This window comes from Methylobacterium haplocladii (assembly GCF_007992175.1).
Lineage (GTDB): Bacteria > Pseudomonadota > Alphaproteobacteria > Rhizobiales > Beijerinckiaceae > Methylobacterium > Methylobacterium haplocladii.
On sequence record NZ_BJZT01000006.1, the window covers coordinates 111670 to 138266 of the forward strand.

Below are 26597 nucleotides of genomic sequence, written 5' to 3' on the forward strand. Positions count from 1 at the left end.
GGTCTCATGAAGGTGGTGGCGGATCTCTGCATCGTGCCGATGGGCGTCGGTCCCTCGGTCTCCAGCTACGTGCGGGAGATCAAGGCGATCCTCGAGGCCAGCGAGCTCGACGCCGAGATGCACGCCAACGGCACCAACATCGAAGGTGAACTCGCCGACATCTGCCGGCTGATCGAGCTGTGCGAGGCGCGGCTCGCCGAACTCGGCGTCCAGCGCGTGTTCTTCACGATGGCGTTCTCGTCGCGCCGCGACAAGGAACAGTCGATGGCCGACAAGCTCGCCGCCGTCTCATAGCGCGTACGCCCGATACGGTGCTGCCATCACCACGATCCTCATGCTCAGGTGCTCGCGTGAGCGAGCCTCGAAGCACGGCCGACGGCGCCGCAGCGTTTGCCCAGGACGCCCGCACGAGGGTCGTGTCGGAACCGAAGGAAACCATCGGAACCGATGCTTCTTCGAAAACTCCGATACGTCGAGGCAGCGACGGTCGTCATAACCTGGATCGACCGTTGCCGTGCTTCGAGGCCCGGCTGGCGCCGGGCACCTCGGCATGAGGATCGTGGTGGGTGCCACGCATGCCCCTACATGAAGACCGGACAGCGAAGCCAGCCGAACACGCTCTCGTAACCCCGGAGGCACCGACGACCGAGACCCGGCAGGACGCACCTGTCCGCAAGATCATCCACATCGACATGGACGCCTTCTACGCGTCCGTGGAGCAGCGCGACGATCCGGCCCTGCGGGGCAGGCCGATCGCCGTCGGCGGCTCGCGCGAGCGCGGCGTCGTGGCGGCGGCGAGCTACGAGGCGCGGGTCTTCGGGGTGCGCTCGGCCATGCCCTCGGTGACGGCACGCCGGCTCTGCCCCGATCTCGTCTTCGTGAAGCCGCGCTTCGAGGTCTATCGCGCGATCTCGGAGGAGATCCGCACGATCTTTGCCGAGCACACGCCGATCATCGAGCCGGTGTCGCTCGACGAGGCCTATCTCGACGTCACGGAGAACCTGAAAAACCTGCCGACGGCGACCGACGTGGCGCGGGCGATCCGGGGGAGCATCCTGGAGCGCACCGGCCTCGTCGCCTCGGCGGGCGTCTCCTACAACAAGTTCCTGGCCAAGGTGGCCTCCGACTTCAAGAAGCCCGACGCGCTCTTCGTGATCACCCCGGCGATGGGGCCGCGCTTCATCGAGGACCTCGCCATCGGCCGGTTCCACGGAGTCGGCCCCGTCACCGAGGCGAAGATGAAGCGGCTCGGCATCCTGACCGGCGGCGACCTCAAGGCGCGCACGCTGGACGAGCTCGCCGCCGCCTTCGGCAGCCACGCCGCCTATTATTACGGCGTGGCGCGGGGCATCGACGAGCGGCCGGTGCGGGCGCACCGCATCCGAAAATCCATCGGCGCCGAGACCACCTTCTTCGAGGATCTGTCCGAGTTCGATGCCCTCGCCGCCCGCCTGCAGCCCCTGATCGACAAGGTCTGGACGGCGAGCACCGCCAAGGCCGTGCGCGGACGGACCGTCACGCTGAAGGTCAAGTTCTCGGATTTCGAGCAGATCACGCGCGCACGCTCGGTCTCGGCCTGCGTCGCGGATCGTGCGGCGCTCGAGGCGCTGACGCTCGGCCTGCTGCGTGAGGTGTTTCCGCTTCGCCGCAGCGTGCGGCTCGTCGGAGTCTCGCTGTCGGGCCTGGAGCATGGCGAACCGAGGGCGCCTGAGCAGCTCGGCTTCGGGATCTGAGCCTCGCACCCGCCCGGCGTCATCGTCGCGTCGGCCGCCGGAGCCTGTCCGAGCCGGAGCCCTGCTGCGTGCAAGACGATCGGCCCGGCGGCACTTTTGAGCGACACCGTCGCCAAGAGTGCAACCGCCGTATGAAGAAATGATTGCCTGTGCAACGTCCTGCTGAACATATGGGGCGTCGTTGCTTACCCCGGTCGGGAGCTTACAGCGAAGACCAGCCGGGACGACTGCAACCATGGACACCATCTGCTTTCGGCCGGACCCGCTGGACGTCGGCGGTGCGTTCGACCGTTATCGCGAGATGTATCGTGTCGGCTCCACGGTCGAGCCGGGGCCGGGTGCGTTCCATGCCTCCGTCACCGCCATCCGCATGCCGCGGCTGCTGCTGTTCGAGCGTCGCCTGAGCGGCGTCTCGCATGCGCGGGACCGCCGCCGCGTGGCGCGGGACGGCCTCGACCACATCACGCTGCAACTCATCCTCTCGGGAACCATGGCGGTGGCCGTCGACGGATCGATCCGGCATGTCGGCCCCGGCCAGATCGTGCTCTTCGACACGACACGGCCCCAGCGGACCTGGACGGCGGGCGTGCATTCGATCTCGGCCGCGGTCGCACGCGATGCGCTCGCCCCGAGCCTTCGCGACGCCGGCTTCGCGCATGGCCTCGTTCTCGGCTCCGACGAGGCCGGGGAATTGATCGGCTACCTGCGCGCCCTGGGTTCGCGCGCGCCGGCATCCGGTGCCGCCCTCTCGGACACTGCCGCGCCGACCTTGGGAGCCCTGCTCGGTGCGACGCTGGCTGCGCTGACCGAACCCACGCGGGCGAACGCGGCGCTTCTGTCCGCCTCGCGGGCCTATGGCCGGGTCCTCGCCTATGTCGACCGGCATCTGGGCGATCCCGCCCTGTCGGTCTCCGACATCGCGGCCTGCAGCGGCATCTCGCGGAGCGCGCTCTATCGCCTGTTCGCGCCCGTCGACGGGGTCGCCGCCTTCGTCCAGCAGCAACGGCTTCGCAGGCTGCGTCTCAGCCTCGCGGATGCCGACGACGACCGGGCTCTCGGCGCGCTGGTGAGCGAGGCCGGTTTCGCGACGACGGCGCATGCCGCCCGCCGCTTCCGGCGCGCCTTCGGCATGACGCCGAGCGAGTATCGCCGCAACTGCGGAGAGGCAGGGCCCGTCGACAGGCTGCCACCGCGTTCGACACGCCTGCCCAGCCTCGCACCCTGGCTCGACGAATTGCTGTGATCCCCGCCGCATCGCGCATGGTTCACGTCGGCGGCGTCTCGCGAGACGCGCGCCGCCGTTCGTCCGGAGCAGGGATCGGCGCCGGCCTGATCGCGGCCTCGCTCCTCGTGGGGAGCATCGCGGAGGCGCAGACGCCTGACGGCGGCGTGACGCTGCCGGAACTGGCGGTCGCCGGCGATGCCCGCCCGTCGCAGCCATGGGGCCTTGTATCGGCCGGGATCGCGCGGGACGCCGGCACCACCGTCTCCAGCGTGGGACGGAACGGCCCGATCGACGACCGGCCGGCCGCCGATATCGGCACGGTGCTCCTCGACAGCCCCGGCGTCACCACCCGTCCCGGCAATGGCGGACGCGACGTCATCATCTCGATCCGCGGCAGCAACGCCCGCTCGACGCGGGTGACCCGGAACCTCGTGGTGCTCGAGGACGGCTTTCCCCTCACCCAGCCGGACGGCGTCTCGCGCTTCGATCTCGCCGACCCGCACGCCTATGCCGGCATCGACGTGTTCCGCGGGCCGCAATCGGCCCGCTTCGGCAACTACGCCACGGGGGGCGCCCTCGCCTTCCACACGCGCAGCGGCGGCTCGATCGACGGCTACGAGATCGGCAGCGATACCGGCAGCTTCGGTTCTCTCAGCCGTTACTTTACCGTCGGCGGGGCCAGCGGCCCGGTGGAGATCAGCCTGTTCGCCAGCGATGCGCGCGGCAACGGATTTCAGGATCACGCCTCCTACGACACGCAGACGGTCAATCTGCTGGCGACCTATACGCCGACGCCGGACGACCGCTTCGTCCTGAAGGTGATCGACAACGACGTCGACGCCGACCTGCCCGCGCGCTCCTCGCTGAACCAGTTCCGGATCAACCCCTACCAGCGCGGCTGCGCGGCGGCGGCGAGCGCGGCGCCGGGCTGCACGCTGACGAACCTGCCCCGCAACGGCGCCTTCGGCCCGACGGTGGGGGTCACCGCGGACGAGGGCGGCTTCCGCCGCAACGACCGCCGCAGCATCCTGGGCGCGCGCTGGGAACACGACTTCGACGCCGAGACCACGGGCCGGGCGCAGGTCGTTCTCGACGAGCGCAACTTCGATCAGCCGTTCTACGTGAATTCCGTGCGCGGCAGCTATCCGTCGATCAACCTGCTCGCCGACCTGACCCGGCGCACCGACTTTTTCGGACTGCCCGCGGTCGCCAGCGTGGCCCTCAACTATTCCACGATCGACATCCACGCCACGACCTTCAATCGTGCGCCCTATGGCGGCCCGCGGCTCGGCGCGCTGATCGGCGATATCGACGCCGAGCAGTCCAATCTCGGCGGCCGCGCACGCACCGAGGTCGCGCTGTCGGACAGCTGGACCGGCGTGTTCGGCTTCGGCCTCGAGAAATCCGGGATCGCCGGGCGCAGCCTTGCCTACGCCTATTCCGCGGCCGGGCGAACGACGACGCGGACGGAGGCCGACCGCTCCTTCCTCAACCTCGCGCCGGAACTCGCCCTCGTCTATCGGCCGAACGCGGAATGGGCGTTTCGCGGACGGGCCGCGACCGGCTACGCCACCCCGACGGCCAGCAACCTGTTCGTCACGGTCGCGGGTCTGCCCGGCAACAACACCGGGCTCCGCACGCAGCAAGACCTCGGCTTCGATCTCGGTGCGGACTGGACGCCCTGGGCCGGACTGCGTGTGAGCCTCACGACCTTCTACGAGTTCTTCCGCAACGAGCTGGTCGCCCAGTCGCCGGGCCCCGGCCTCCTGGCCTACACCTTCAACGTCCCGGCCTCCGAGCATCGCGGCATCGAGCTCGGTGCCGACTGGGCCTTCGCGCCCGGCTGGCGCGCCGTGGCGGCCTATACCTACGACGACCAGATCTACACGCGCTTCACGGAGCAACTCAGCGCCGGCGCCTTCGTCGCCCGCTTCGACCGGGCCGGCAACGCGATCCCGGGGGTTCCGGCCAACCAGCTTCTCCTCCGCATCGGCTACGACGAGGCCGCAGGGCCGTGGCAGGGTCTCGGCGGCTACGTCGAGACGGTCGTCCAGGACGGCGTCTTCGTCGACGCGGCGAACCGGCTGACGGTGCCCGGCTACGCCATCGTCAACGCCAACCTCCATTACGGCCGGCCGCTCACGGGCGGCTATGCCAAGCGGATCGCGTTCTACGTCGAACTGCGCAACGTCTTCGACATGGTCTACGCGGCCTCGGTGCAGAACCTGACGAATACCATCAGCGCCAGGACAGGCTCGGAGAACGGCGCCGGGATCCTCGCCGCGACCCCCGGATCGATCGTCGCCGGCGCCCCGCGCAATGTCGTCTGCGGGATGAAGCTGTCGTTCTAAGTGCCAGGCCTGGACGTCGCCTCCTCGCGGGCGGTCCTATCGGCGCTCCGGTCGATCGCGTCGGAGGCCTTTCTCGTCATGGCCGGTGCAGCGAAGCGACGCTCAGCCTGTCTGGTCGACGGGAACTGCGCCCAGCGTGTGGGAGCGGGCAGCGCCTCGTCCGATGCCCGGCAACGACGGCGCCGCCTCCTGCCGCTGCGCGCCCACCGCACCCAAAGGTCGAGGAGGGATGTGCCCCAGACCGATCCGATCGACCGGAAATGCGCTCAGGGCTGCGGCGGGCGGATGTCGAGGGGTTCGGCGGGCACCTCGCCGCGGATGCGGCGGCCCTCGTCTTCGGCGTTCTGGCGGTCGCGGGCCTGACGGGCCTGCTCTTCGGCTGCGGCCTGCTGCGCCCTGATCCGTGCCGTGCGCGCGGCCTCGTCGGCGGCCGCCTTCTCCTTGGCGGCTTTCTCGGCCGCGACCTTTTCCTGAGCCGCCTTCTCGGCCGCGGCCTTCAGCGCGGCCTCGCGGGCCTTGTCCATTTCGATGCGGGCGCGGCGGCGCTGGCGTTCGACCTGGTCGGCCTCGAACTGCTCGATCTTTTCCAGCTCCCGCTGCAGGACCAGAGCGGCGAGGCCGTTGGCGAGCGCGCCCGGTTCGATCTCGCGCTTCGGTGCGCTCCAGGAGCCGACGAAGCCGAGTTGGAGCGCCGGTTTGCCGCCGCTCCAGCCCTTCGGCACAGACGCACCGGTCAGCGTACCGCGGGCCTCGATGCGCTTGGCCCTCAGGTCGAGGACGAAGCCGCCGCTCCAGCGCGCTACGCCGAGGTCGAGCTCGACCGGGCCGCTGCGCAGCGTGCTGCCGGCCAGCGTCACCGGCGTCGTCACCGGCCCTTTCGCAGACAGCGCGGCAGCATCGAATTCCTCCGACAGGATCGCCGGGAGCCGGCCCTCGCGCAGCGGATCGTCCTCGGCAAGGGCACGGGACAGCGCCCGGTCGATGGCGGCGGGGTCGGCGCCCGGCACGACGATGTCGGAGAGCGTGACCGCGCCGCTGCCGCCGAGATTGACGGCCAGCGCCGCCGCGCTCTCGCCCGAGCCGCTGTAGCGCAAGGTCGCGGAGAGCGTGCCGCGGATCGGGCTCGCGCTCGCGAGATCCCCGATCGCGACGCCCGACAGCGCCCCCTCCCCCGAGACGCTGGCGCCGCTGCCCTGCCGGGCGATCGTCGCCGATCCCGTGATGCGCCCGCCGGCGAGACGGCCGGACAGGCTCTTGAGGCTCATCGCGTCGCCGTCGAGGGACACCTCGAACGCGGCGTCCTCTGCGATCAGTCCGCGCCCGAGATCGAGCCGGCCGACCGCTAGCGACACGTCGGCACGCGGACGCGTCGGTGCGGGCACGAATCGCGCCTCCGACCAGCCGGCGGCGTCCTTGGCCGTCGCCTTCGGATCGGTCGGGAGCACGAGGGCCGCCGTGAGCCCCGGCAGCGAGAGCGCGCCGAGCGCGGCCTTGCCGGCGAGCGCCCCGTCTGGCCTGCGGTCGAGGCTCGCCGAAACATCCGCTTCGGCGAGACGACCGATCGCCTCGGCGTGCAGGTCTGCGCCCTTTCGCGACAGAGCGATCGTCAGGTCCGCGGGCAGCGGCCCCGCCACCGGCATCGCGCTGCCGGCGAGCGGCACGAATGGCGCGGCATCCGCCGTGACCGCCCGGAGAGTGCCCGCATCCGGCGGCCCGAAATCCGCGCCGAGGAGCAGCGGCTTCACCGTCGACAGCTCCAGGCCGGCGATGCTGCCGGCGACGCTGAGGCTCAGCGGCGTGGTCCCGCCCGCCGCGCGCCGCGCGCTGAGCGTCAGGCTCGCCGGCTGGCGCAGGCCCGCGATGTCGTCGCGCCGGAACCAGCGCCCGGCCCGTGGCGCCGCGATGGTGGCGTCGAGGGTGTCGAGGCGTCCGCCGCGCGCGAGCAGCGAGCCGTCGATCGTGCTCTCCGCAGCCTTGCCCTTGGCCGTGGTGCGGAGCGTGTCCGCCTCGCCGGCCTCGCGTTCCAGGCTCACGTCGAGGTCCAGCGCGCCCTCGCGCAGGAAGCTCGGCAGCAGGCGCGCCTCCGGGATCCAGACCCGGTCGAGCAGGGCGAGCAGCGGCGCGGCCGTGGCGGCGCCGACATGGCCGGCGATCCGTCCGGCTCCGTCCGGCGTGATCCGGCCGGAGAGCCTGGCGTTCGCCCCGGCGAGGTCGGTGATGTCGAGGCGGTCGACGACGAGGCTGGCCCCATCGGATTGGATGCTCGCCGCGATGGTGCCGTTGCCGGAGCGCGCGCCGGCCGGCCCGTAGCGCACGTCCCGTGCCCGAAGCGTCAGGGCGACATCGTGACGATCGAGCGAGGGCAGCAGACCGCCGACGGGGGGCAGCTCGGCGATGTCGATGCCCTGCGCCTGCAGGTTGGCCTCGAGCCGCCCGCGGGTGCTGCCGTCGCCCCTGGCATAGCGGGCCTCGCCCATGAGCCGGGCCTCGCCGAGCACGAGGCGAAGACCCTTGAGCGAGAGGTCGCTCCCGGCGACCGAGAGGTCGGTTGCCGCCTGGATCGGGCGGCCGTCGAGCAGGGCCAGGGCCGGCCCCTCGACGTCGAGGCGGCGCAGGTATCGGCCGAGCCCTTCGGAATTGGCGGCGTCGACGGCGAGATGACCGGTGAAGCGCGGCGCGGCGGCGCCGTCGAACTCGCCCGAGGCTTCCACCTTGGTCGCGCCTGGCGCGGTGCCGGCGAAACGGCGCAGGACGAGGCCGCCGGTGCGGTCGAAGGTCCCCTTCATTTGCAGGTCCGACCAGTCCTCGAAGCCGAGGGCGAGGCTCTCGATCTTGAGATCGAGATCGAGCATCACCGGCAGTGCCGCATCGCCCGAGAGCCCGCGCGCGAGCAGGGCCTGCCCGGCGGAGGAATAGAGCAGCCCGTCGAGGTTCAGCCGGCGCGATTCGAGGGTCAGGCCGGCGCGCCAACTGCGCAGGTTGATCTGTCCAGTGCCGGCGAGCCGCACGGCGTGGCCCGCCGGGTCGATCTCGGCGTTGACGCCCTCGAAGCGCAGCAGCGGACCGCGCGCCTTGAACTTGCCGCCCAGCGAGAACGGCAGTGACGCGCCGGCATCCTTCGTCGGCGGCCCCACCACGAGACGGGCCGAGCCCTCTGCCTCCGGGATCATGGCGCGGAGTTCGCCCGGGCGCCGGGGCTTGGCACCGTCCGCGGGGTCGAGGGGCTTCAGGACGATACGGGCATCGGCCTCGAAGCGGGGCTGTCGCTCGCCGCCGCCCGAGATCTTCACCGTCGCGCCGTCGGCGGCGATCTTGGTGCTGGCGAGACGGAACGGGACCCCGCCGCTGACGCCGTCCATCTGCCATGGGCCGGCGAGCGAGGGCGCCTTGAGGCGTAGGCCCTCGGCGGCGAACTGGTCGGTGCGGCCGGTGGCCGGCACCAGCGTGGTCACGAGCGCCTGCTGGATGCGCAGGTCGTCGATGACGAGGTCGCGGCCGCCGATCGCCTCGCGGAGGCTGCCGGGCAGCATCACCGCGTCGCCCTCGTCCACCGGCAGCTTGAGTTCGGCCCGGCCGATCCGCGTCTCGGTGAAGCGCAGCTCGCCCTTCAGCAGCGGCGCCAGCGCCAGTTCCGCCTTGACGAAGCGCAGGTCGAGGGAAGGCTTGTCGGCATTGTCTCCGAGCTGCAGGCGGTCGAGCCGCAGGCGGGGATAGGGGAGGAAGCGGACCTCGATGCGGCCGTCGCTCTGCGCGGGCAAGCCGAGCGAGGAACCGATCGCCTGATCGATGAGCGACCGACGCCCCGTCCAGTCGACGAAGGGCGGGGCGGCGAGCGCCGCGACCAGGATCAGGATGACGGCGCCCGCGAGCGCGGTCAGGGTGTCACGCACGGTTCGTGTTTCCGCTCGCGCCGCCTCCGTGTCCGGACGGCCTCACGAAGTCCGACGCAGTCACCGTGCCCGTTCGAGCCGAGGCCGCGCCGGCCCTCCTATGCGGCGCCTTAGCACAGTGCCGCGGCGGCTGCCTGTGTCCCGGAGGCGTCAGCGCAGGGTTCAGCGGTGGCGACGGCGCGGGACGTAAGCCTGAGAACCGGCATTGGAGTTGTTGTAGAGCTGGTTGCTGCGGTTCTGGGCGTTCGCCTCGTTCCGGTTGAAGGTCTGCTGCTGCTGCAGGCCTCGGAAGGAATTCTGCTGCTGGAAGGACTGGTTGGCGGCGTTCGACGAGCCGACGCCGCCGGAAAGCTGGGCAAAGGCCGGGCTCAGGCCGGCGAGGACGAGGGCGGACGAGAGGACGAGGATGCGGGCGCGCATGACGGCTCCTGCTGGATTTCGGGTTGGGACGAGCTTCGGGAAAACGACGCGCAGGGGGGATCTGCGGTTCCCGTCCGGGCCTCGACGGCGTTCGCGTTTTGGTCCAGGGATGCCCGAATGAAGTACCAGCCTGACGAGTCGGGCGGCGACGCCCCCGAGCAGCCCGCAGCCCTCTCGATCGCCGCCCGTGCCATGGCCTCCCTGAGGCCGGAGGCGGCCGCCTACAGCTCCGGCCTGAACCCCGAGCAGCGCCGCGCCGTCGAGGCGACGGAGGGTCCGGTCCTCGTGCTGGCGGGCGCCGGCACCGGCAAGACCCGCGTCCTCACGACGCGGATCGCCCACCTCATCGCGACGGGCAAGGCCCGGCCCTACGACATCCTGTCGGTGACCTTCACCAACAAGGCCGCCCGGGAGATGAAGCACCGGATCGGATCGCTGATCGGGCCGGCGGGCGAGGGCATGCCCTGGCTCGGCACCTTCCACGCCATCGGCACCAAGATCCTTCGGCGCCACGCCGAACTCGTCGGGCTGAAATCCGACTTCACCATCCTCGGCATGGACGACCAGCTCCGCCTGATGAAGCAGGTCATCCTCGACCAGAACATCGACGAGAAGCGCTGGCCGGCCCGCGCCCTCGGCCACGTCATCGACGGCTGGAAGAACCGCGGCCTGCTGCCGGAGCAGGTGCCGCCGGGGGAGGCCCAGGCCTTCGCCTTCGGCAAGGGGGGCGCCCTCTACACCGCCTACCAAGCCCGGCTCGCCACCCTGAACGCCGCCGATTTCGGCGATCTGCTGCTGCTCTGCCTCAAGCTGTGGCGGGAGAACCCCGACGTCCTGGAGAACTACCAGAACCGGTTCCGCTACATCCTCGTCGACGAGTACCAGGATACCAACGTCGCCCAATACCTCTGGCTCAGGCTCCTCGCGCAACTCCGAAAAAACGTCTGCTGCGTCGGCGACGACGACCAGTCGATCTACGGTTGGCGCGGCGCCGAAGTCGATAACATCCTGCGCTTCGAGCACGATTTTCCCGGCGCCGTCGTGGTGCGCCTGGAGCGCAACTATCGCTCCACGGGCCACATCCTCGCCGCCGCCTCCGGACTGATCGCCAAGAACGAGAGCCGGCTCGGCAAGACCCTGCGGACCGAAGCCGAGCCCGGTGAACAGGTCACCGTCACCGGCGCCTGGGATTCGGAGGAGGAGGCGCGGGGTCTCGGCGAGGAGATCGAGCAGCTCCAACGGAAACAGCACCCGCTCTCCGAGATCGCCGTGCTGGTGCGGATCTCCGCGCAGATGCGCGAGATCGAGGACCGCTTCGTCCAGCTCGGCCTGCCCTACCGCGTCATCGGCGGCCCGCGCTTCTACGAGCGCGCCGAGATCCGCGACGCGCTGGCCTACCTACGGGTCACCGCCAACCCTGCCGACGACCTCGCCTTCGAGCGCATCTTCAACACGCCGAAGCGGGGCCTCGGCGACGCGACCCTGCAGGTGCTCCACGCCTATTCCCGCGCCGAGCGCATCCCGCTCCTCGCCGCCTCCCGAAAACTCATCGAGACCGACGAGCTGAAGCCCCGCGCCCGCTCGATGCTGCGCGGCCTCGTCGAGAGCTTTTCGCGGTGGGCGCGGCTGGTGGAGACGCAGCCGCAATCGGAGGTGGCGCAGACCATTCTCGAAGAGTCGGGTTACACCGACATGTGGAAGAAGGACCGCTCGGCCGACGCCGCCGGCCGGCTCGAGAACCTCAAGGAGTTCGTCCGCTCGATGGAGGAGTTTCCGGATCTCGGCGCCTTCCTCGAACACGTCTCCCTCGTCATGGAGGCGAGCGAGACGGAGGGCGCGGACCGCGTCTCGCTGATGACGCTGCACGCCGCCAAGGGCCTGGAATTCGACACCGTGTTTTTGCCGGGTTGGGAGGACGGCCTGTTCCCGAACCAGCGGGCACTGGACGAGAGCGGCCGTGCGGGCTTGGAAGAAGAGCGCCGCCTGGCCCATGTCGGGCTGACCCGCGCCCGGAAGCGCGCGAAGCTCAGCTTCGCCGTGAACCGGCGTATCCACGGGATGTGGAACTCCACCATCCCCTCGCGCTTCATCGACGAGTTGCCGCCCGGCGCCGTCGAGGTGCTCGACGCGCCCGCCCATTTCCAGGCCGGCGCCTCGCGCTTCGACCGCAACCCGACGCCGTTCGGCTCGTCCTACGGCACGCCGGGCTGGCAGAGGGCGCAGGCCAATACCGGCCAGAAGTTCGGGGGCACCTTCGGCAGCGGGACGACGGGCCGCTCCGGTGGGCCCCGCCAGATCGAGGGCGAGCTGGTGGCGAAATCCACCGGCTCGGCCTCGACGTTCTCGGAACAGATGCGCGTCTTCCACACCAAGTTCGGCCCGGGAACAGTCGCCGGAGTCGACGGCAACAAGCTCACCGTTGACTTCGACAAGGCCGGCCGCAAGATGGTGCTCGACAGCTTCGTCCAACCTGGATGAGGCGTCCCGCCGGGCTTTTGCGAGTCCGGCCGGTATCGCCCCGAAGCGGGCGAGCGAGGGCGATGGTGTTGACGGCGATCCCGTCATTCCGGTCCACCTCAGGTGCCGACGAGGCGCCTCCCTTTCTGCCCCTCCAAGCCAACGTCGCAATCGTCTCGCGAGTCATACGCGCGTCGTGCGGCTCTGCGATGTGCGTTGCTCGGAAGACGCAGTCCACAGGTCTCGCGCATGTCGTGGGAACTGTTGGAGGGGCTTTGGCTTTGCTCTTGCAAGACTTCGCGTACAGTCGCAGTAAAAGGAGCTCGGCAGTGTAAGTTCAGACAGGTCGAAAGATTTTCCAGTCTCAGGGCATCAAGGTCCAGGTGGAGTGTTGATCGATGAAAAGACGACGCGCACGGCTTGAACTGGTTGAAGATCGTACCGCACGCCTACACCGCACCCGTTTCGACGAAGAACGCCATCTCGCCCCGATCCAACCGCTGACAGACCGGCAAGGCGAATACCTCGACGCCCTCGCCGTCTCCCAACAGGTCATCGTCCTGGGGCCGGCCGGCACCGGCAAGACCTACATCGCGGGGACCCGTGCCGCGGATCTACTCAGACAACGGCGCATCGCGAAAGTCATCATCACCCGCCCCAACGTCGCCTCGGGCCGCAGCCTCGGCTTCTTTCCCGGCAGCCTCGAGGAAAAGATCGCCCCCTGGGTTGCGCCGCTGACCGAGACCATGAAGGAGCGCATGGGCGCCGCCGCCTTCGAGATCGCCCTCAAGACCGGCGACATCGAGATCGTGCCCTTCGAGGTGATGCGCGGGCGCACCTTCAAGAACTGCCTCGTGATCCTGGACGAGGCCCAGAACACCACGGTCGCCGAGATCAAGATGTTTCTGACCCGCATCGGCGACGATTGCCAGGTGATCATCAACGGCGACGTTTCGCAGACCGACCTGCGCGAGACCTCGGGCCTGCGCACCGTGATCCATCTCGTGAAGAGCCGGCTGATGAACATCCCCATCGTCGAATTCACCCTCGACGACATCGTCCGCTCGGGCGCCTGCGCGGAATGGGTGCGCGCCTTCGAGGAAGCGAAGCTCTGACGCGGAGCGGTTCGACCCTTGGGCGTCGAACCGCTCTTCGCGCCGCGTGGCCGCTTGTTCATGATGGGACGCCGGTGGGAGCGCCGCGTGCTGCCGGCCGAGCGTCCGTCGGAAAAAGCTCGGCGAATGCCGCACCCGTGATGCAACGACATCGGGGGCTGAGGGGTTGAGGCCCCGAACACGGTTCATTCTATCGTTGTACGCAGGGGTAGAACGAACCGGTCGCTTCGCCTTTGAAAATAAGAATTGGAGTTCTTCGTGAGGAAACTGACTTTTGCCGTGGCCGTTCTGGCATCGCTCGGCGGCGCCGCTTTCGCGACCTCGGCTTCGGCTGCTCCGGGAGCTCCGATGGGCGTGACCGCCCCCGAGACCACCTCGACCGTGCGCATGGACCGCATGGAGCGCCGCATGATGCACCGTCACATGGAGCGCAAGATGATGCGCCGTCACATGGAGCGGAAGATGATGCGCCGCGACATGAACCGCCGCATGATGAACCGCATGTAATCGACGAAAAAGGGGCCCTCCGGGGCCCCTTCCTACGTCCGGCATTCCATCCTGCGAACCACGGGCGAAGCGGTCCGGCGCGATCATGTCGTCAGTCCGGATTTGGCCCTCGCTGGCTTCGCTCTGGCGACGATGACGGAAGCGACACGCCCGGCCCTTGCACGTTACAGGGCCTCATGCCAGCTTGACGTGTCCGTGAAGGACGATGTGGGAGAGCCCAGGCCGGTGCGAACCGGTCATGGCGCCGACGGAGCAACCACCCCCGGAACCTCTCAGGCACAATCACCGCATCGTTGGACATCTGGAGAGAGGCGCCGACCGTGCTTTCGCAAAACCGACCCGGCGCCATCGAGGCCTGGGTTTGAGTCCCGATGATCGGGAGCTTTGCGAGAGATGCGCCGGAGTCCACCGAAAGAGAAACCTCCCCGCCCCGGCAGTGTGAGGGAAGCTCTCAGGTACCCGCGACAGATGGGGGTAACCGGCCGGCCGCGAGGGCCAGGCCGGGGACCGATCGTCGTGGAGAGCCGATGAGCCCGGACACCGCTGAGATCACCCGCCCGAGCCCTCCCCCGTCGGAGGCATTGAAGCGCACGCCGCTTCATGCGCTGCACCTGCGCCACGGCGCCAAGATGGTGCCGTTTGCCGGCTACAATATGCCGGTCCAGTATCCTGCCGGACTGCTCAAGGAGCATCTCCACACCCGGACCCAGGCCGGGCTGTTCGATGTCTCGCATATGGGCCAGCTCTCCGTGCGATCCGATTCGGGCGATCTCGCCGGAGCGGCTCGCGCCCTCGAAGCCCTGATTCCGATCGACATTTTGGGACTTGCGCCCGGGCGCCAGCGCTATGGCTTCCTTACCAACGAGGCCGGCGGCATTCTCGACGACTTGATGGTGGCGAACCTCGGCGACCGCTTCCTGATCGTCGTCAACGCCGCCAACAAGGAGCAGGACGCCGCGCATCTGCGTGCGCACCTCCCCGAAGGCATCGACCTCGAAGCCATCCCCGACGCGCTGATCGCCCTGCAGGGGCCACAGGCGCATGTGACGCTGGCACGCCTCACCGCCGATATCGACGGCATCCGCTTCATGGATGCCCGCGCCACCACGATCCTCGGCGCGCCCTGCCTCGTCGCCCGATCGGGCTATACCGGCGAGGACGGCTTCGAGATCTCGATACCCGCAGACCGTGCCGAAGAGATCGCGGAGGCGCTGCTGGCCGATGCCGACGTGCTGCCGGTCGGCCTCGGCGCCCGCGACTCGCTGCGGCTCGAAGCCGGGCTCTGCCTGCATGGCGCCGACATCGATGTTGGCACCACGCCGGTCGAGGCCGGCCTGCTCTGGGCGATCCAGCCGGTCCGCCGCCCCGGCGGAGCCCGCGCCGGCGGCTTTCCGGGGGCGAACCGTATCCTCGACGAGATCCAGCACGGCCCCGCGCGCCGCCGCGTCGGCCTGAGGCCCGAGGGCCGAGCGCCCGTACGCGCCGGCGCCTCGTTGTTTGCGGGCGAGGATGACCCGGAGCCCGCAGGCGCCGTCACCTCCGGCGGCTTCGGACCGAGCCTCGGGGCCCCCGTCGCCATGGGCTACCTGCCGACGCCCCTCGCCGAGCCCGGTACCCGCGTGTTCGCCGAACTCCGGGGCCAGCGCCTGCCGCTCACCGTCACGGCGATGCCTTTCGTCCCAGCCGGATTCAAGCGCAGCTGATTCCCCTCACCCTTACGGAGCGACCCATGCTGAGATTCACCGAGGAGCACGAGTGGTTGAAGCTCGACGGCGACGTTGCCACGGTCGGCATCACGAGCCACGCCGCCGAGCAGCTCGGCGACCTCGTGTTCATCGAGTTGCCCAAGGTCGGGGCGAAGCTGAAGAAGGGCGAGGCGGCCGCCGTGGTCGAGTCGGTCAAGGCGGCGTCCGACGTCTACGCACCGCTCTCGGGCGAGGTGACGGAGGTCAATGACGGCGCGGTCGCCGACCCTGCCGGCGTCGGCAGCGACCCGCAGGGCGGCGGTTGGCTCTACCGGATCCGCCTCGACGACGTCTCGGCCATGGATGGGTTGATGGACGAGGCGGCTTATGCGGCGTTCGCGCAGTAGGGATTTTCGGACGAGGCGGGACGCCGGAAAACCTTCTCCCTTTGCGGGAGAGGGGTTCGCGCTCCTGGCGAGCCGTGCGAAAGCATGGCAACACGGCATCCGCCGCCAAAGGTCTTATGCCAAGCTTCCAAATACTCGCCGGCAAAACACATGTCGTGTTCGATGCTTACGGCACGCTGTTCGACGTCAACGCGGCGGTGAACCGCCACGCCGAAGCGATCGGGCCCGAAGCTGAAGCGCTCTCGGCGCTATGGCGGGTCAAGCAGCTCGAATACAGCTGGGTGCTCGGACTGATCGGGCAGTACCGGAGCTTCTGGTCGCTGACCGAACAGGCGCTCGACTTCGCCTTGGCCAAGCACCCGGGCATCGACCGCACCCTGCGCACGCCGCTGCTCGACGCCTACCGCGATCTCGATGCCTATGCCGAGGTCCCGACGGTCTTGTCCCGACTGCGCGCTGGAGGGCTGCGAACGGCAATATTTTCCAATGGAAACCAAGCCATGCTGGATCGCGCCGTCGCCTCCGCCGGCCTCGGCGACCGCCTCGACGCGGTGCTCTCGGTCGACGGTGCGCAGACCTACAAGACCGCGCCGCGCGCCTACCAGCTCGTGCTCGACCGGCTCGGCGTCACATCGAGCGAAGTGGTGTTCTGCTCCTCGAACCGCTGGGACATCGCGGGGGCGTCGGCCTTCGGCTTCACCCCGGTCTGGGTGAACCGCACCGGCCTGCCGGACGAGTATCCCGACCTGCCGCCAGCCGCCGTGGTGGAGGATCTTCGCGGGCTGCTGTGAGCCTCACCCCCGGGCCCGCCCCCGCATCGAGGCCGGCTGGCCGGGCAGTTGCAGCTTGAACCCCGTCGCGACGATGGCGTCGCCCTCGACGCGGTAGACCTGCAAGTTCCGGTCGGCGTAGTTGCCGATGTAGACGTAGCGGCCGGAGGGCGAAAACACGATGCCCTGGGTGACCGCACCGGCCTCCGCCGCACCGGTGACGCGGACTGACCCCTCGGGATCGATGGTGAGCAGCACCGCGAGGCCGGTCCTGGTGTAGTTCGGGCTCGCATGGGGAGCCGAGGCGCCGCGCACCACCGAGACGGCGGCGTGGCGGCCGTCCGGGGCGATATCGAGGGATTCCGGCGTGTCGCCGACGCCGAGCCAGTCGACCACCTTCGGAACGGAGAGATCGGCGTCGATCACGGTGACGCTGTCGGCATTGCCGTCGGAGGGCGAGCCGCCGGTATTGCCGGTGAGCGCCAACCGGGCGTCGGGCGTCACCTCGACGGGATAGACGCCGGCACCCACGGGCATGTCCAGCTTCGGGTCGTAGGAGACGTTGGTGCCGTCGATCGCGAGCACGCCGACCTTGCCGGCCTTGTTCTTGGTGACGAAGGCGCGCCGGCCGTTCGGCGAGATCGCCACCGCGGCTGCCTCGTCGCCGACTTCCACCAGCCCGATCTGTGTGACCTTGGTGCCCGCGATGGTGAGCACGCTGACGCTCTTGCCCTCACGGTTGGCGACGAGGGCAAGATCGCCCGCGCCGTTGATCGCGAGCCCCGAGGGCTGGCGGCCGACGGAGATGGTCTCGACGAGACTCGGCGGATCCGTCGTCAGGTCGACGACGTGCAGCCGGTCGTCGGGCTTCGCGTAGAAGGGCGCGTCGGTCCCCTCCCCCTCCCGGTGCATCGTCACCGAACTCGCCACGAGGCCGAGCCGGCCGTCGGGTGTGATCTGCAGGTTCGTCGGCGGCCCGTAGACGGAATTGTCGAGCAGCATCGTCGTGGCGACCTGCGGATGCGCCTCGTCGCTGACGTCGATGAAGGCCAGCGCGTCTGACCCGTTCGGCCCGTTCCGGTCGCCCTCGGGATCGAAGAAGGTCTTTCCGTCCAGGCCGACGAGGATGAAGGCGGGTGCCTGCGCCGCCTGGGCTGCGCTCGCCCCCAGCAACAAAGCCGCGAGAACCCCCAGGCATCCGGCCCGCTTTTTCGACATGTCGTACGTTCCCCCGGGACCCCTGGCGACCCGTTGCCGGGTTGCCGTCTCGAAGCGTGGGGGCGCGGGCTCGGGAAGGCAATGTGCGGCGTGATCGGAGCGTACCCGCCGGATGCCCGGCGCACGAATTCGCCCCGCCGCGTTTCCGGATTTTTAAGCACGCTGCTGTTTAGCTCGGCTCAACGTCATCGGGAGATTGCAAGCGTGCGTGCCTCCACGTCCTTCGGACTCGTTCATCACGGATTTCGCGCCGCCGTCATCGGCGCATTGGCTCTTGCTGCGGCCGGCCATGCCGATGCCCGCGACGGCCGCAACGGCGCCCTGATCGGCGGCGCGGCGGCCGGCGTGCTCGGCGGCGTGGCGCTCGGCGCCATGCTCAACGGCGGTGCTGCGCCCCCGCCCGGCCCGCGCCCGGTCTATGTCGAGGAAGAGCCCGTGCCGGTCTATGTCCGCCCGCGCCGCGGCCCGGTCTGCCACTACGAGCGCCGCAAGGTCTGGCTCGACGAGGCCGAGTTCACCTACAAGCGCGTCGAGGTCTGCGAGTAGGCACGATCGCCTCGCGACGAACGATCGGGCGCCCCTTACCGGGCGCCTTTTTCGTGAGCCGCCCGCGGCGTCGCGAGCTTGAGGACGACGGCGCCGGCGATCCCCGACAGCAGGGAGCCGACGAGCACGCCGAGCTTGGTCTCGGTCTCGTACAGGCCGTCACCAAAGGCGAGGCCGCCGATGAAAAGGCTCATGGTGAAACCGATACCGCAGAGCAGCGCGACGCCGTAGACCTGCCCCCAGTTCGCCCCGGCGGGTTTCTGGGCGATGCCGAGGGCGACCGCCAGGCGCACGCTCAGCAATACGCCGACCTGCTTGCCGACGAACAGCCCGAGCGCCACGCCGAGCGTGACCGGAGCGACGAGCGCATCGGCCGGCAGGCCGACCAGCCGGACGCCGGCATTGGCGAAGCCGAAGACCGGCACGATCAGGAAGGCGACCCACGGGTGCAGACCGTGCTCCAGCCGGTGCAGCGGCGAGGCCGCGTCCTCCGGCTTGCCCGGCGTCGGGCGGATCGGGATGAACAGGGCGAGCAGCACGCCGGCCACCGTCGCGTGGACGCCGGAGCGTAGCACCAGCACCCACAGCACGAGCCCGAGGGCGAGGTAGGGCCAGAGCGCCCGCACGCCGCTGCGATTGAGCACGAACAGCGCCACCAGCACGGCGGTGGCCCCGGCGAGCATCGTCGCATCGAGACTGCCGGTGTAGAAAAGGGCGATGATCACCACGGCCCCGAGATCGTCGACGATCGCGACCGCGCTGAGAAAGATCTTGAGCGAGATCGGCACCCTCGGGCCGAGCAGCGCCAGCACGCCGAGCGCGAAGGCGATGTCGGTGGCGGCCGGAATCGCCCAGCCGCGGGCGGTGCCGGTGCCGAGGTTGAAGGCGAGGTAGGCCAGGGCCGGCACCACCATGCCGGCCGCCGCCGCTACGCCCGGCAAGACCCTGTCCGGCCAGGTCCGCAGCCGCCCGTCGAGCCCCTCGCGCTTGATCTCCAGTCCCACCAGCAGGAAGAAAACCGCCATCAGGCCGTCGTTGATCCAGTGCAGCAGGCTCAACGGGCCGAGATGGGCGTGGAGCGCGCGGGCGTAGGCGTCCCCCAGCGGCGCGTTGGCGATCAACAGGGCGGCTGCTGCGGCGGCCATGAGCACGATACCGCCGCTGGCCTCGCTAACGAGAAAGGCGCGGAGTGCCGAGATCGGGCGGCGGGCGCGCTTCGGTAGGGCGCGGACGGCTTTGGGCGGCGGCTTCATGGCGGGATGCCGTGCGCGTTGCGCCGCGCCGGTACAAGCCCCGGACCACGATCCGAGACCGACGAGCCGTCATCCCGGATCTGCACGCCGTCATTCCGGGGCGCCGCTCTGCGGCCCCGGAATGACGGTGATCATTCACGGAAACCGGAGCGGGTTCATGACGACATGCCTCGAAGCCCTGGCTACGCCCCACCCCCGATCAGCGCCGTAATCAGAGCCTTTCCCTCCGCCCCGGCCCAATCCGCCGGTCCCTTCATCACGCCGACCTCGCAGCCGTGGGCGTCGATCAGCAGCGTGGTCGGCAGGCCGATGGTGCCGGTCTGCTGCTGGACGGCGGGAAGCACCTTGCCCGCCGGGTCGCCATAATAGGCGAGGTTCCTGATGTTGTTGTCGGCGAGCCATTTCGGCGGCTTGTCGAGGTTGCGCGTCTCGACGTTGATCGCGACGACCTGGAATTTCTTGCCCCCGAGTTCGCCCTGGAGCCTGTCGAGAGCCGGCATCTCGGCCTTGCAGGGGGCGCACCACGTCGCCCAGAGGTTCACCAGCAACGCCTTGCCCTTGAGGGCGGCGAGGCTGGTGGCGGCGCCGTCCGGTCCTGTCAGCTGAAGGACCACGCCCGGCTTCGGCTCGCCCTTGGTGTCGAGGGCGGCGACATCGCCGCGGGCGAGGGGGGCGATCCGCGCCACGGTCGCGGCGGCGTCCGCGCAGGGCTCGGCGGCGGCGAGGTTGCCGAGCTTCGAGCCGGTCCCGTATAGGGCGAGCCCAGCGAGGAGCGCGGCGGCAACACCGCCCGCGACGAGAATGGCCCGGTTCGCCATCAACTGCGCCCGGCCGGCGGGAAGGTTTTGTCAGACATGAGCAACCGGATGTGGGGCGGGCGCTTCGCGAGCGGCCCCGCCGAGATCATGGAGGAGATCAACGCCTCCATCGGGTTCGACAAGCGGCTGGCCCCCCAGGACATCCGCGGCTCGCTGGCGCATGTCGCGATGCTGGGGGCGGCCGGCATCCTGCCGCCGGAGGATGTGGCAGCGATCCAGGCCGGGCTCAAGACCGTCGAGGGCGAGATCGCGGACGGCAGCTTCGTCTTCGACCGGGCGCTCGAAGACATCCACATGGCCGTGGAGAGCCGGCTCACGACAATCGTCGGCCCGACGGCGGGGCGCCTGCACACCGCCCGCTCGCGCAACGACCAGGTCGCCACCGACATGCGGCTCTGGGTGCGCGACACGCTGGACGCCCTCGATGCCCAAGCCGCCGATCTGCAGCGGGCGCTCGCCGAGACGGCGCTGAAGCATGCCGGCACGGTGATGCCGGGCTTCACCCACCTGCAATCGGCCCAGCCGGTGACCTTCGGCCACCACTGCCTCGCCTATGTCGAGATGCTCGGCCGCGACCGCGGCCGGTTCCGCGATGCGCGGGTTCGCCTCAACGAGTGCCCCCTCGGCGCGGCGGCGCTCGCCGGCACCTCCTTCCCGATCGACCGGCACGCCACGGCGGCGGCCCTCGGTTTCGACCGGCCGACGGCGAACTCGCTCGATTCGGTCGCCGACCGCGACTTCGCCCTGGAGGCGCTCGCGGCCGCCTCGATCTGCGCGATCCATCTCTCGCGATTCGCGGAGGAACTGGTCGTCTGGACCTCGGCCCAGTTCAACTTCGTCAGGCTGTCGGACGGCTACACCACCGGCTCGTCGATCATGCCGCAGAAGCGCAACCCGGACGCGGCCGAGCTGGTGCGGGCGAAATCCGGCCGCATCATCGGCGCGCTCACCGGCCTGATGATCGTGATGAAGGGCCTGCCGCTCGCCTATTCGAAGGACATGCAGGAGGACAAGGAGGGTACGTTCGACGCGTTGCCCGCCCTCTCGCTGTGCCTCGCCGCCATGGCCGGCATGGTGCGCGACCTCGAGCCGGTGGCCGAGGTGATGAAGCGCGCCGCGGGCTCCGGATACGCCACGGCGACCGACCTCGCCGACTGGCTGGTGCGGGAGCTGAACATGCCGTTCCGCGAGGCGCACCACGTCACCGGCCGCCTCGTCGGGCTGGCCTCGGCCCAGGGCATCGGGCTCGAAGCGCTGCCGCTCGCCGCGATGCGGGAGGTCGAGCCGCGGCTGACCGATGCGGTCTATGCGGTGCTCGGCGTCGAGAACTCGGTCGCCAGCCGCACCAGCTACGGCGGCACCGCCCCGGCCAACGTCCGCGCGCAGGCCGAGCGCTGGCTCGCGGCTCTGGGGCCGGCCTGACGAAAAATGGTGCCCTGCAACCGGCGGAACCCTGGCGCGTTCATAGTCCAGCTAGGTCGGCCCCGGTATGGGTGGCGCTCAAGCGTAGCGGAGACCGTTCGTCCATGGCCGTCGAGAGCTGGATCAGCCCTGAAGAAACCCCGGCTCTCGCCGAAGCTGCCACCGCCATGATCGAGGACCGCCTAAGCCGGTTCTCCAAGCCCGAGCGTGACGCCTACTGGGCGTCGATCCGCAAGGCCTACAACACTCCCTACAATCCGCCGGCCAGCAAGCGCGCCGCCAAGGTGGCGGTGCCGGTGATCGAAATCCCCGTGAGCGACCTGCCGGACGTCGCGCTGGTGGCCGCCGCCATGACCCCCGAAATGCAGGCGAACGCCGCTGCGGCCTGATTCGTTTTTCGGCCTCGGCGCGTTCTGCCGATCCGGCGCGCGGTCCTCCTTGGCGTGGATGATTTCGCCCGCGGGGGCGATTTTGCGGAGTTTCGCCGTAATATCGTGCGGTTGCGCTTGTTCCCCTGCGTCACCGTTTGCGTTCCGGGACTCCACCGATGCTTCGTCCGAGCCGTCCTTCCCCAGCCAGAGTTCCTGGTGTCGTTCTGTCGTGCCTCGTCGCGCTGGCAATCGTTGCCGTCAGCGCTGGCTTCGACGATGCGCAGGCGCGGCGTGGCCGTCCCAGGAGTGAGGCACCGGTCGACGAGGGTGCCGCAACCGACAAGAAGACGGCCCTGCCGCCGGGGATGCAGCAGGCGACGCCGGTCGTGACGTTCGGCGACTGGAACGTGTTCACGAACGGCCAGGGCAAGGCCCGCGTCTGCTACGCCATCGCCCAGCCGCAGACGCGCTCTCCGAGCACGCTCGCCCGCGACACCGCCTATCTGTTCGTGACGATCCGCAAGGGCGAGAACGTCCAGAACGAGATCGCGGTGATGTTCGGCTTCAAGCCGAAGCCGGCCGTGTCTCAGGCGAAGCCCGGCGCGCCCGCCGGCAAGACCGATCCGTATCTGGCGCTCGGCAGCACGCGCTTCGGGCTGGTGGTGAAGGACGAGAACGCCTGGGTTCAGAATCAGGCCGAGGAGGCCCGCATCGTCACCGAGATGTCCAAGGCTCCGACCGCGACGGTGCGCACCACCTCGATGCGCGGAAAACCCACGAGCGACGACTACGCGCTGGGGGGATTCGGCGATGCGGTGAAGCGCGCACGCGAGGAGTGCAAGTAGAGCCGAACGGGTCCGCCATCGTCATTGCGAGCGCAGCGAAGCAATCCAGGGCAGCACACCCATCATTCGGGAGTGGCCCTGGATTGCTTCGCCGACGGCTCGCAATGACGGGGTTGGCGCAGGTCCGGTCAGACCGCCTGCAAACGCGGTGCTTCATGCCGCAGGGATCGGCCCGGCCGCGAGCGCTCGCGGGCGGCGCGGGTGGCCTGCTCGAAGCTGCGGAAGAGGGTGCCGTCGAGCGTGTCGAAGCTCCGCTCCGACGAATAGAAGCGCACGCCGCCATGCTCCGGCACGGCGATACCGGCCGTGGTCTCGCCGACCTCGATCACGCGTGCCGTCATGCGCTCGTGGAGGATCGGATCGGATACGCTTTTCAATGCAGGCTGAAGGGATGTCATCGGTCTGAAAATCTCCGGCGGCCACGCGAGGGCCGAGAACGACGGAAGAGGGGATGCGAGATATCGGGTCTCGCGATGCCTCAGCGTCGACAGCGTTGGGCCGGCCGGTGGGAGCTATTGGCAAACAGTGTCAGGCTCATTGGCAGGAGCATGGAAAGTCCTCCTCGATGAAGGACCACGAGGCGAAAGCGCTTCGTGATGCTTTAGCGTTTGATGACGCGGCGCAAGCTATGCACTTCAAATCACCGCGGTATGACGATCTCACACAACAACAGTGTGCTCGCTCGGGTTCCTGGGGTCAACGGAAAGTTATTTCGAAGTTCGCTGCGACTGCGAAAGAATCTCGATGCCGGGGCCACACCTCGCAGATCTATCTTGTGTTAATCTCCATGGAGCTTGGAATCGTACTAAGACTAGAATGCGCACGATTGGGTCGTGCATCTCTAGCCTGTAAGACGATCAGTACCTGCCGAGCAATCCGTCGAGCAGTTCGTCAAGTTGCCGATAGTCCTGGAAGACGTGGCCGGCTCCGGCTTCAGCAAGATCCCTGCCAGCCCGGTCGTGGCCCCAATGGCCGCCGCCGGTGAAGCCCAGGACGCGCATGCCGGCCGCGCAGGCCGCGATCACGCCGGGCACGCTGTCCTCGATGACGAGGCAGTCCCGGGGCTCTGCGCCCATCTCCGCGGCGGCATGGAGAAACAGGTCGGGCGCCGGCTTTCCGTGCCGGACCATGGCCGAGGAATAGAGCCGCCCGTCGAAGAGCGGCAGGAGGCCGGTGAGGGTCAGGGAGTGGCGCAGGCGCACGGGATCGCTGCTCGAGGCCACGCAGGTCGGGATGTCGAGAGCCTGCACGGCCGCCGCCACGCCGGCCATGGCGCGGAGTTCCCGGTCGAACACGCCGAGCGTCTCCGTCTTCACCGCCGCGACGAAGTCGTCCGGCACGGCGATCCCGGGATAGTCGTGGGCGATGTGCTCCATGATCGAGGTCATGGAGGTGCCGGCGAAGCGGCTGCGCACGGTCTCGACATCGATAGCGACGCCGATGCGGTTGAGGGCGGCGGTGAGGGTGCCGAGGCTGAGCGGCTCCGAATCGACGAGCACGCCATCGCAATCGAAGATCACCAGGGCGGGACGCTTCGATCCGGTCTCATCCTCTCGGCGCATTCGGTCTCCTGCAGTCGCTGATGTGGGCACTCTCCTCCCCCTTGTGGGAAGGGAAGGGGCCGCGCATGCCGACGGATATCTCGGCCGCGTCCTGGCATGGCGCGCCGATCGGTGGCAACGCGGCACATGCGAGGCTAGGATGCCCGTCGAGCACGCAAGGCCCGCCCGCGCCTTGCGTCCCTCATGTCTGAAACGACGGAAACGACAAGACATTGCCCGGCTACCTGCCTTTCGCGGGAGCGCTCAAGCTCCCCGGCTTCACCTGCGACAATTGCGGCTTCTGGCAGCGGCATTTCGAGACGCCGCTGCAATGCCCGATGTGCCTCGATGCGCGCCACGTCGTGCCGCAGACCGGCTGGCGGTTCCTCAGTGAGCGCGAAGCGCAGGCCGCGTTTCCCTGCCATTGGGAGGAGCTGGAACCGGGCGTCTGGCGCTTCTGGAACGACCCCGTCACCGGCATCGGCCCGAGCGCCTATCTGGTCCAGACGGACCACGGCAACATGGGCTTCGAGGGCTGCCCGGTCTTCAGCACGGCGGCGCTGGACAAGATCGCGGCGCTCGGCGGGATGCAGGTGCTGTCCTCCTCGCACCCGCATGCCTACGGCGCCCTGCCGCAACTGCAGGACCGCTTCGACCCCGAACTCTGCCTGCCGGCCGCCGACTTCACCTGGAGCGCGGCCCTGCAGGTCTCCTGGCCCTACGATGACTTTCTAGAGCCGCTGCCGGGGCTGGAGCTACACCGCACGGCCGGCCATTTCGACGGCCACGCCGTGCTGTTCGACCGCAAGCGAAAAATCTGCTTCTGCGGCGATGCCTTCAAGTTCGAGCTCGACCCGGAAAACTTTCGCCGCGCCCTGACGATCTCGGCCCACAAGGCCTTCGTCCGCGGCGTGCCGCTCACGCCCAACGAGCTGCGGCGCTATCGCGACGTCTTCGAGCGTCTCGACTTCACCCAGACCTGGACGCCGTTCGAGCCGGCGGCGAATTGCGGCCGGCCGGAGGTGCTCGCGCTGCTGGACAGCCTGCTGTCGGGCCGCTCACATGCGGCGCCGGTGCCGATGGAGACGCTCAAGGTCTGAGCGCCATCGCGGTCATTCCGGGGCTCGCCGAAGGCGAGAACCCGGAACCGACCCGTGATGCCGCGCGCCCCATCGTGGGTTCCGGGTTCCGCTTCGCGGCCCCGGAATGACGACGGGAGCTACCCGAACGCCCCGACTTCGTGCTGGATCATCCCCGAGATCTCGCGCACGCGCAGAAACAGCCGCCGGATCGGCTCGAACAGGGTGGCGTGTTCCGCCTCGTAGGTGCCGACGTCGCGCGGGCCGGGGGCCTCGCCGAAATTGAGCCCGAGCGTCGGGTCGGGCGTGATCGGAAACACCTCGTCGAGGAGCGCGAGGCACCCATCGATGTCGAGCCGCAGAAAGCGCTCCAGCAGCGCGTCGCGCGTCAGGCCCGATTGCGGCCGGAAGCTCGGGATGTGGACGGCCAGGAACCAGATCCGGTGGATCAGGGCGAGGCGGATGGCGTGCAGCAGGGTCAGCCGCGCCGACATGGTGGCGAGATCGGGCGCCGCGCTCTGCAGGGCGAGCCAGTCGCAGGTCAGGCGCCCGAACAGCCGGCGCAGGTCCGGCGCGAGGTTCAGGCGTTCCAGGGCGCTTGCCACCACGATCAGCTCGTCGCGGCGCCCGTCGCGGCGGGTGCGGCGGGCGCGCTCCAGCCAGACGGCGGGATCGAGGGTGTCGACATAGGCGCGCAGCACGTCGAGGTCGCCGACGCTGGCCGCATGCTGCACGAGGCGGAAGGCGCGGGAAAAGCGCACCGACTCCTCTCGCATGCTGCGAAAAATGTCGGGCGCGCGGGAGGCGGCCCGGCCGATGCCGTGCAGCGAGTTCGCGAGGAAGCCGAGCTGCTGCAGGATCGCGTTGTTCGGGATCGCCCGCAGCTGGCGCGGATGCGTGATCGTCACCGGGCCGCCGCCATCGGACTGGCGGGCGGCGGGCCG

At 69.4% G+C, this 26597-nt stretch carries 22 protein-coding genes, 1 pseudogene and 1 riboswitch; of the genes and pseudogenes, 15 read left to right on the forward strand and 8 right to left on the reverse strand.

Annotation, left to right across the window (positions count from 1 at the left end; translation table 11 throughout):
• The first annotated feature begins 6 nt into the window (after positions 1–6).
• The 4 genes from MHA02_RS04070 to MHA02_RS04085 all read left to right on the forward strand — a co-directional run bounded on the left by MHA02_RS04070 (position 7) and on the right by MHA02_RS04085 (position 5309).
• A complete protein-coding gene (locus MHA02_RS04070) occupies positions 7–294 on the forward strand; it encodes an MTH1187 family thiamine-binding protein (protein ID WP_147076773.1) in 288 nt (95 codons plus the stop codon).
• A gap of 281 nt (positions 295–575) precedes the next feature.
• Complete coding sequence (dinB, locus tag MHA02_RS04075; protein WP_147076775.1) at positions 576–1733, forward strand: DNA polymerase IV; 1158 nt, start codon at positions 576–578, stop codon at positions 1731–1733.
• 235 nt (positions 1734–1968) lie between these two features.
• Positions 1969–2976, forward strand: a complete 1008-nt coding sequence (locus tag MHA02_RS04080; protein WP_147076777.1) for a helix-turn-helix domain-containing protein — start codon at positions 1969–1971, stop codon at positions 2974–2976.
• Between the two features lie 17 nt (positions 2977–2993).
• Positions 2994–5309 carry a TonB-dependent receptor family protein gene (locus MHA02_RS04085; RefSeq protein WP_147076835.1) on the forward strand — a complete coding sequence of 772 codons (2316 nt, stop codon included), beginning with the start codon at positions 2994–2996 and terminating at the stop codon, positions 5307–5309.
• A 266-nt stretch (positions 5310–5575) separates the two neighbouring features.
• Here the strand turns inward: MHA02_RS04085 and MHA02_RS04090 are convergent, their stop codons facing one another.
• Together MHA02_RS04090 and MHA02_RS04095 are read right to left on the reverse strand one after the other, a co-directional pair.
• On the reverse strand, positions 5576–9199 hold the full coding sequence (locus MHA02_RS04090; RefSeq protein WP_147076779.1) for an AsmA family protein: 3624 nt from the start codon (positions 9197–9199) through the stop codon (positions 5576–5578).
• A 162-nt stretch (positions 9200–9361) separates the two neighbouring features.
• Positions 9362–9619 (reverse strand): hypothetical protein, encoded by a 258-nt coding sequence (locus tag MHA02_RS04095; protein ID WP_147076781.1) that lies wholly within the window; start codon positions 9617–9619, stop codon positions 9362–9364.
• Positions 9620–9736: 117 nt separating this feature from the next.
• Between MHA02_RS04095 and MHA02_RS04100 the strand changes: the two genes are divergently transcribed.
• The 6 genes from MHA02_RS04100 to MHA02_RS04125 all read left to right on the forward strand — a co-directional run bounded on the left by MHA02_RS04100 (position 9737) and on the right by MHA02_RS04125 (position 16581).
• Positions 9737–12097, forward strand: coding sequence for an ATP-dependent helicase (locus tag MHA02_RS04100; RefSeq protein ID WP_147076783.1), 2361 nt, complete (start codon positions 9737–9739; stop codon positions 12095–12097).
• Positions 12098–12474: 377 nt separating this feature from the next.
• On the forward strand, positions 12475–13191 hold the full coding sequence (locus MHA02_RS04105; protein WP_147076785.1) for a PhoH family protein: 717 nt from the start codon (positions 12475–12477) through the stop codon (positions 13189–13191).
• Positions 13192–13449: 258 nt separating this feature from the next.
• A complete protein-coding gene (locus MHA02_RS04110; protein ID WP_147076787.1) occupies positions 13450–13698 on the forward strand; it encodes a hypothetical protein in 249 nt (82 codons plus the stop codon).
• Positions 13699–13896: 198 nt separating this feature from the next.
• A riboswitch (glycine riboswitch) is annotated at positions 13897–13996 on the forward strand.
• A 229-nt stretch (positions 13997–14225) separates the two neighbouring features.
• Positions 14226–15401 (forward strand): glycine cleavage system aminomethyltransferase GcvT, encoded by a 1176-nt coding sequence (gene gcvT / locus MHA02_RS04115; protein ID WP_147076789.1) that lies wholly within the window; start codon positions 14226–14228, stop codon positions 15399–15401.
• A 26-nt stretch (positions 15402–15427) separates the two neighbouring features.
• Positions 15428–15790 (forward strand): glycine cleavage system protein GcvH, encoded by a 363-nt coding sequence (gcvH, locus tag MHA02_RS04120; protein ID WP_147076791.1) that lies wholly within the window; start codon positions 15428–15430, stop codon positions 15788–15790.
• A 116-nt stretch (positions 15791–15906) separates the two neighbouring features.
• Positions 15907–16581: a haloacid dehalogenase type II gene (locus MHA02_RS04125; RefSeq protein WP_147076793.1), complete on the forward strand. Its 675-nt coding sequence runs from the start codon at positions 15907–15909 to the stop codon at positions 16579–16581.
• A 3-nt stretch (positions 16582–16584) separates the two neighbouring features.
• On the opposite strand, the gene MHA02_RS04130 is transcribed toward MHA02_RS04125, so the two are convergent.
• On the reverse strand, positions 16585–17778 hold the full coding sequence (locus MHA02_RS04130; RefSeq protein ID WP_147076795.1) for a YncE family protein: 1194 nt from the start codon (positions 17776–17778) through the stop codon (positions 16585–16587).
• Between the two features lie 204 nt (positions 17779–17982).
• Between MHA02_RS04130 and MHA02_RS04135 the strand changes: the two genes are divergently transcribed.
• The gene (locus tag MHA02_RS04135) at positions 17983–18324 is read left to right on the forward strand and encodes a hypothetical protein (protein ID WP_147076796.1); all 342 of its coding nucleotides are present in this window, start codon (positions 17983–17985) and stop codon (positions 18322–18324) included.
• Positions 18325–18359: 35 nt separating this feature from the next.
• Here the strand turns inward: MHA02_RS04135 and nhaA are convergent, their stop codons facing one another.
• Together nhaA and tlpA are read right to left on the reverse strand one after the other, a co-directional pair.
• The gene (gene nhaA, locus MHA02_RS04140) at positions 18360–19577 is read right to left on the reverse strand and encodes a Na+/H+ antiporter NhaA (protein WP_147076799.1); all 1218 of its coding nucleotides are present in this window, start codon (positions 19575–19577) and stop codon (positions 18360–18362) included.
• A gap of 182 nt (positions 19578–19759) precedes the next feature.
• The gene (gene tlpA / locus MHA02_RS04145; protein ID WP_147076801.1) at positions 19760–20395 is read right to left on the reverse strand and encodes a thiol:disulfide interchange protein TlpA; all 636 of its coding nucleotides are present in this window, start codon (positions 20393–20395) and stop codon (positions 19760–19762) included.
• A 36-nt stretch (positions 20396–20431) separates the two neighbouring features.
• Here tlpA and argH point away from each other — a divergent pair, with 36 nt between their 5' ends.
• The 3 genes from argH (at position 20432) to MHA02_RS04160 (ending at position 23033) form a co-directional block, all read left to right on the forward strand.
• Positions 20432–21817 carry an argininosuccinate lyase gene (gene argH / locus MHA02_RS04150; RefSeq protein WP_147076803.1) on the forward strand — a complete coding sequence of 462 codons (1386 nt, stop codon included), beginning with the start codon at positions 20432–20434 and terminating at the stop codon, positions 21815–21817.
• A gap of 104 nt (positions 21818–21921) precedes the next feature.
• Positions 21922–22206 carry a hypothetical protein gene (locus tag MHA02_RS04155; RefSeq protein ID WP_147076805.1) on the forward strand — a complete coding sequence of 95 codons (285 nt, stop codon included), beginning with the start codon at positions 21922–21924 and terminating at the stop codon, positions 22204–22206.
• A 158-nt stretch (positions 22207–22364) separates the two neighbouring features.
• Positions 22365–23033, forward strand: a complete 669-nt coding sequence (locus MHA02_RS04160; RefSeq protein ID WP_238180210.1) for an invasion associated locus B family protein — start codon at positions 22365–22367, stop codon at positions 23031–23033.
• A gap of 128 nt (positions 23034–23161) precedes the next feature.
• Here the strand turns inward: MHA02_RS04160 and MHA02_RS04165 are convergent, their stop codons facing one another.
• Positions 23162–23374 carry a hypothetical protein gene (locus MHA02_RS04165; RefSeq protein WP_147076807.1) on the reverse strand — a complete coding sequence of 71 codons (213 nt, stop codon included), beginning with the start codon at positions 23372–23374 and terminating at the stop codon, positions 23162–23164.
• Between the two features lie 516 nt (positions 23375–23890).
• A complete protein-coding gene (locus MHA02_RS04170) occupies positions 23891–24595 on the reverse strand; it encodes an HAD family hydrolase (protein ID WP_147076809.1) in 705 nt (234 codons plus the stop codon).
• A 212-nt stretch (positions 24596–24807) separates the two neighbouring features.
• Here MHA02_RS04170 and MHA02_RS04175 point away from each other — a divergent pair, with 212 nt between their 5' ends.
• Positions 24808–25674: an MBL fold metallo-hydrolase gene (locus tag MHA02_RS04175; RefSeq protein WP_147076811.1), complete on the forward strand. Its 867-nt coding sequence runs from the start codon at positions 24808–24810 to the stop codon at positions 25672–25674.
• A 119-nt stretch (positions 25675–25793) separates the two neighbouring features.
• Here the strand turns inward: MHA02_RS04175 and MHA02_RS04180 are convergent.
• Positions 25794–26597 (reverse strand): annotated as a pseudogene (locus MHA02_RS04180) (phosphoenolpyruvate carboxylase); the annotation flags it as partial.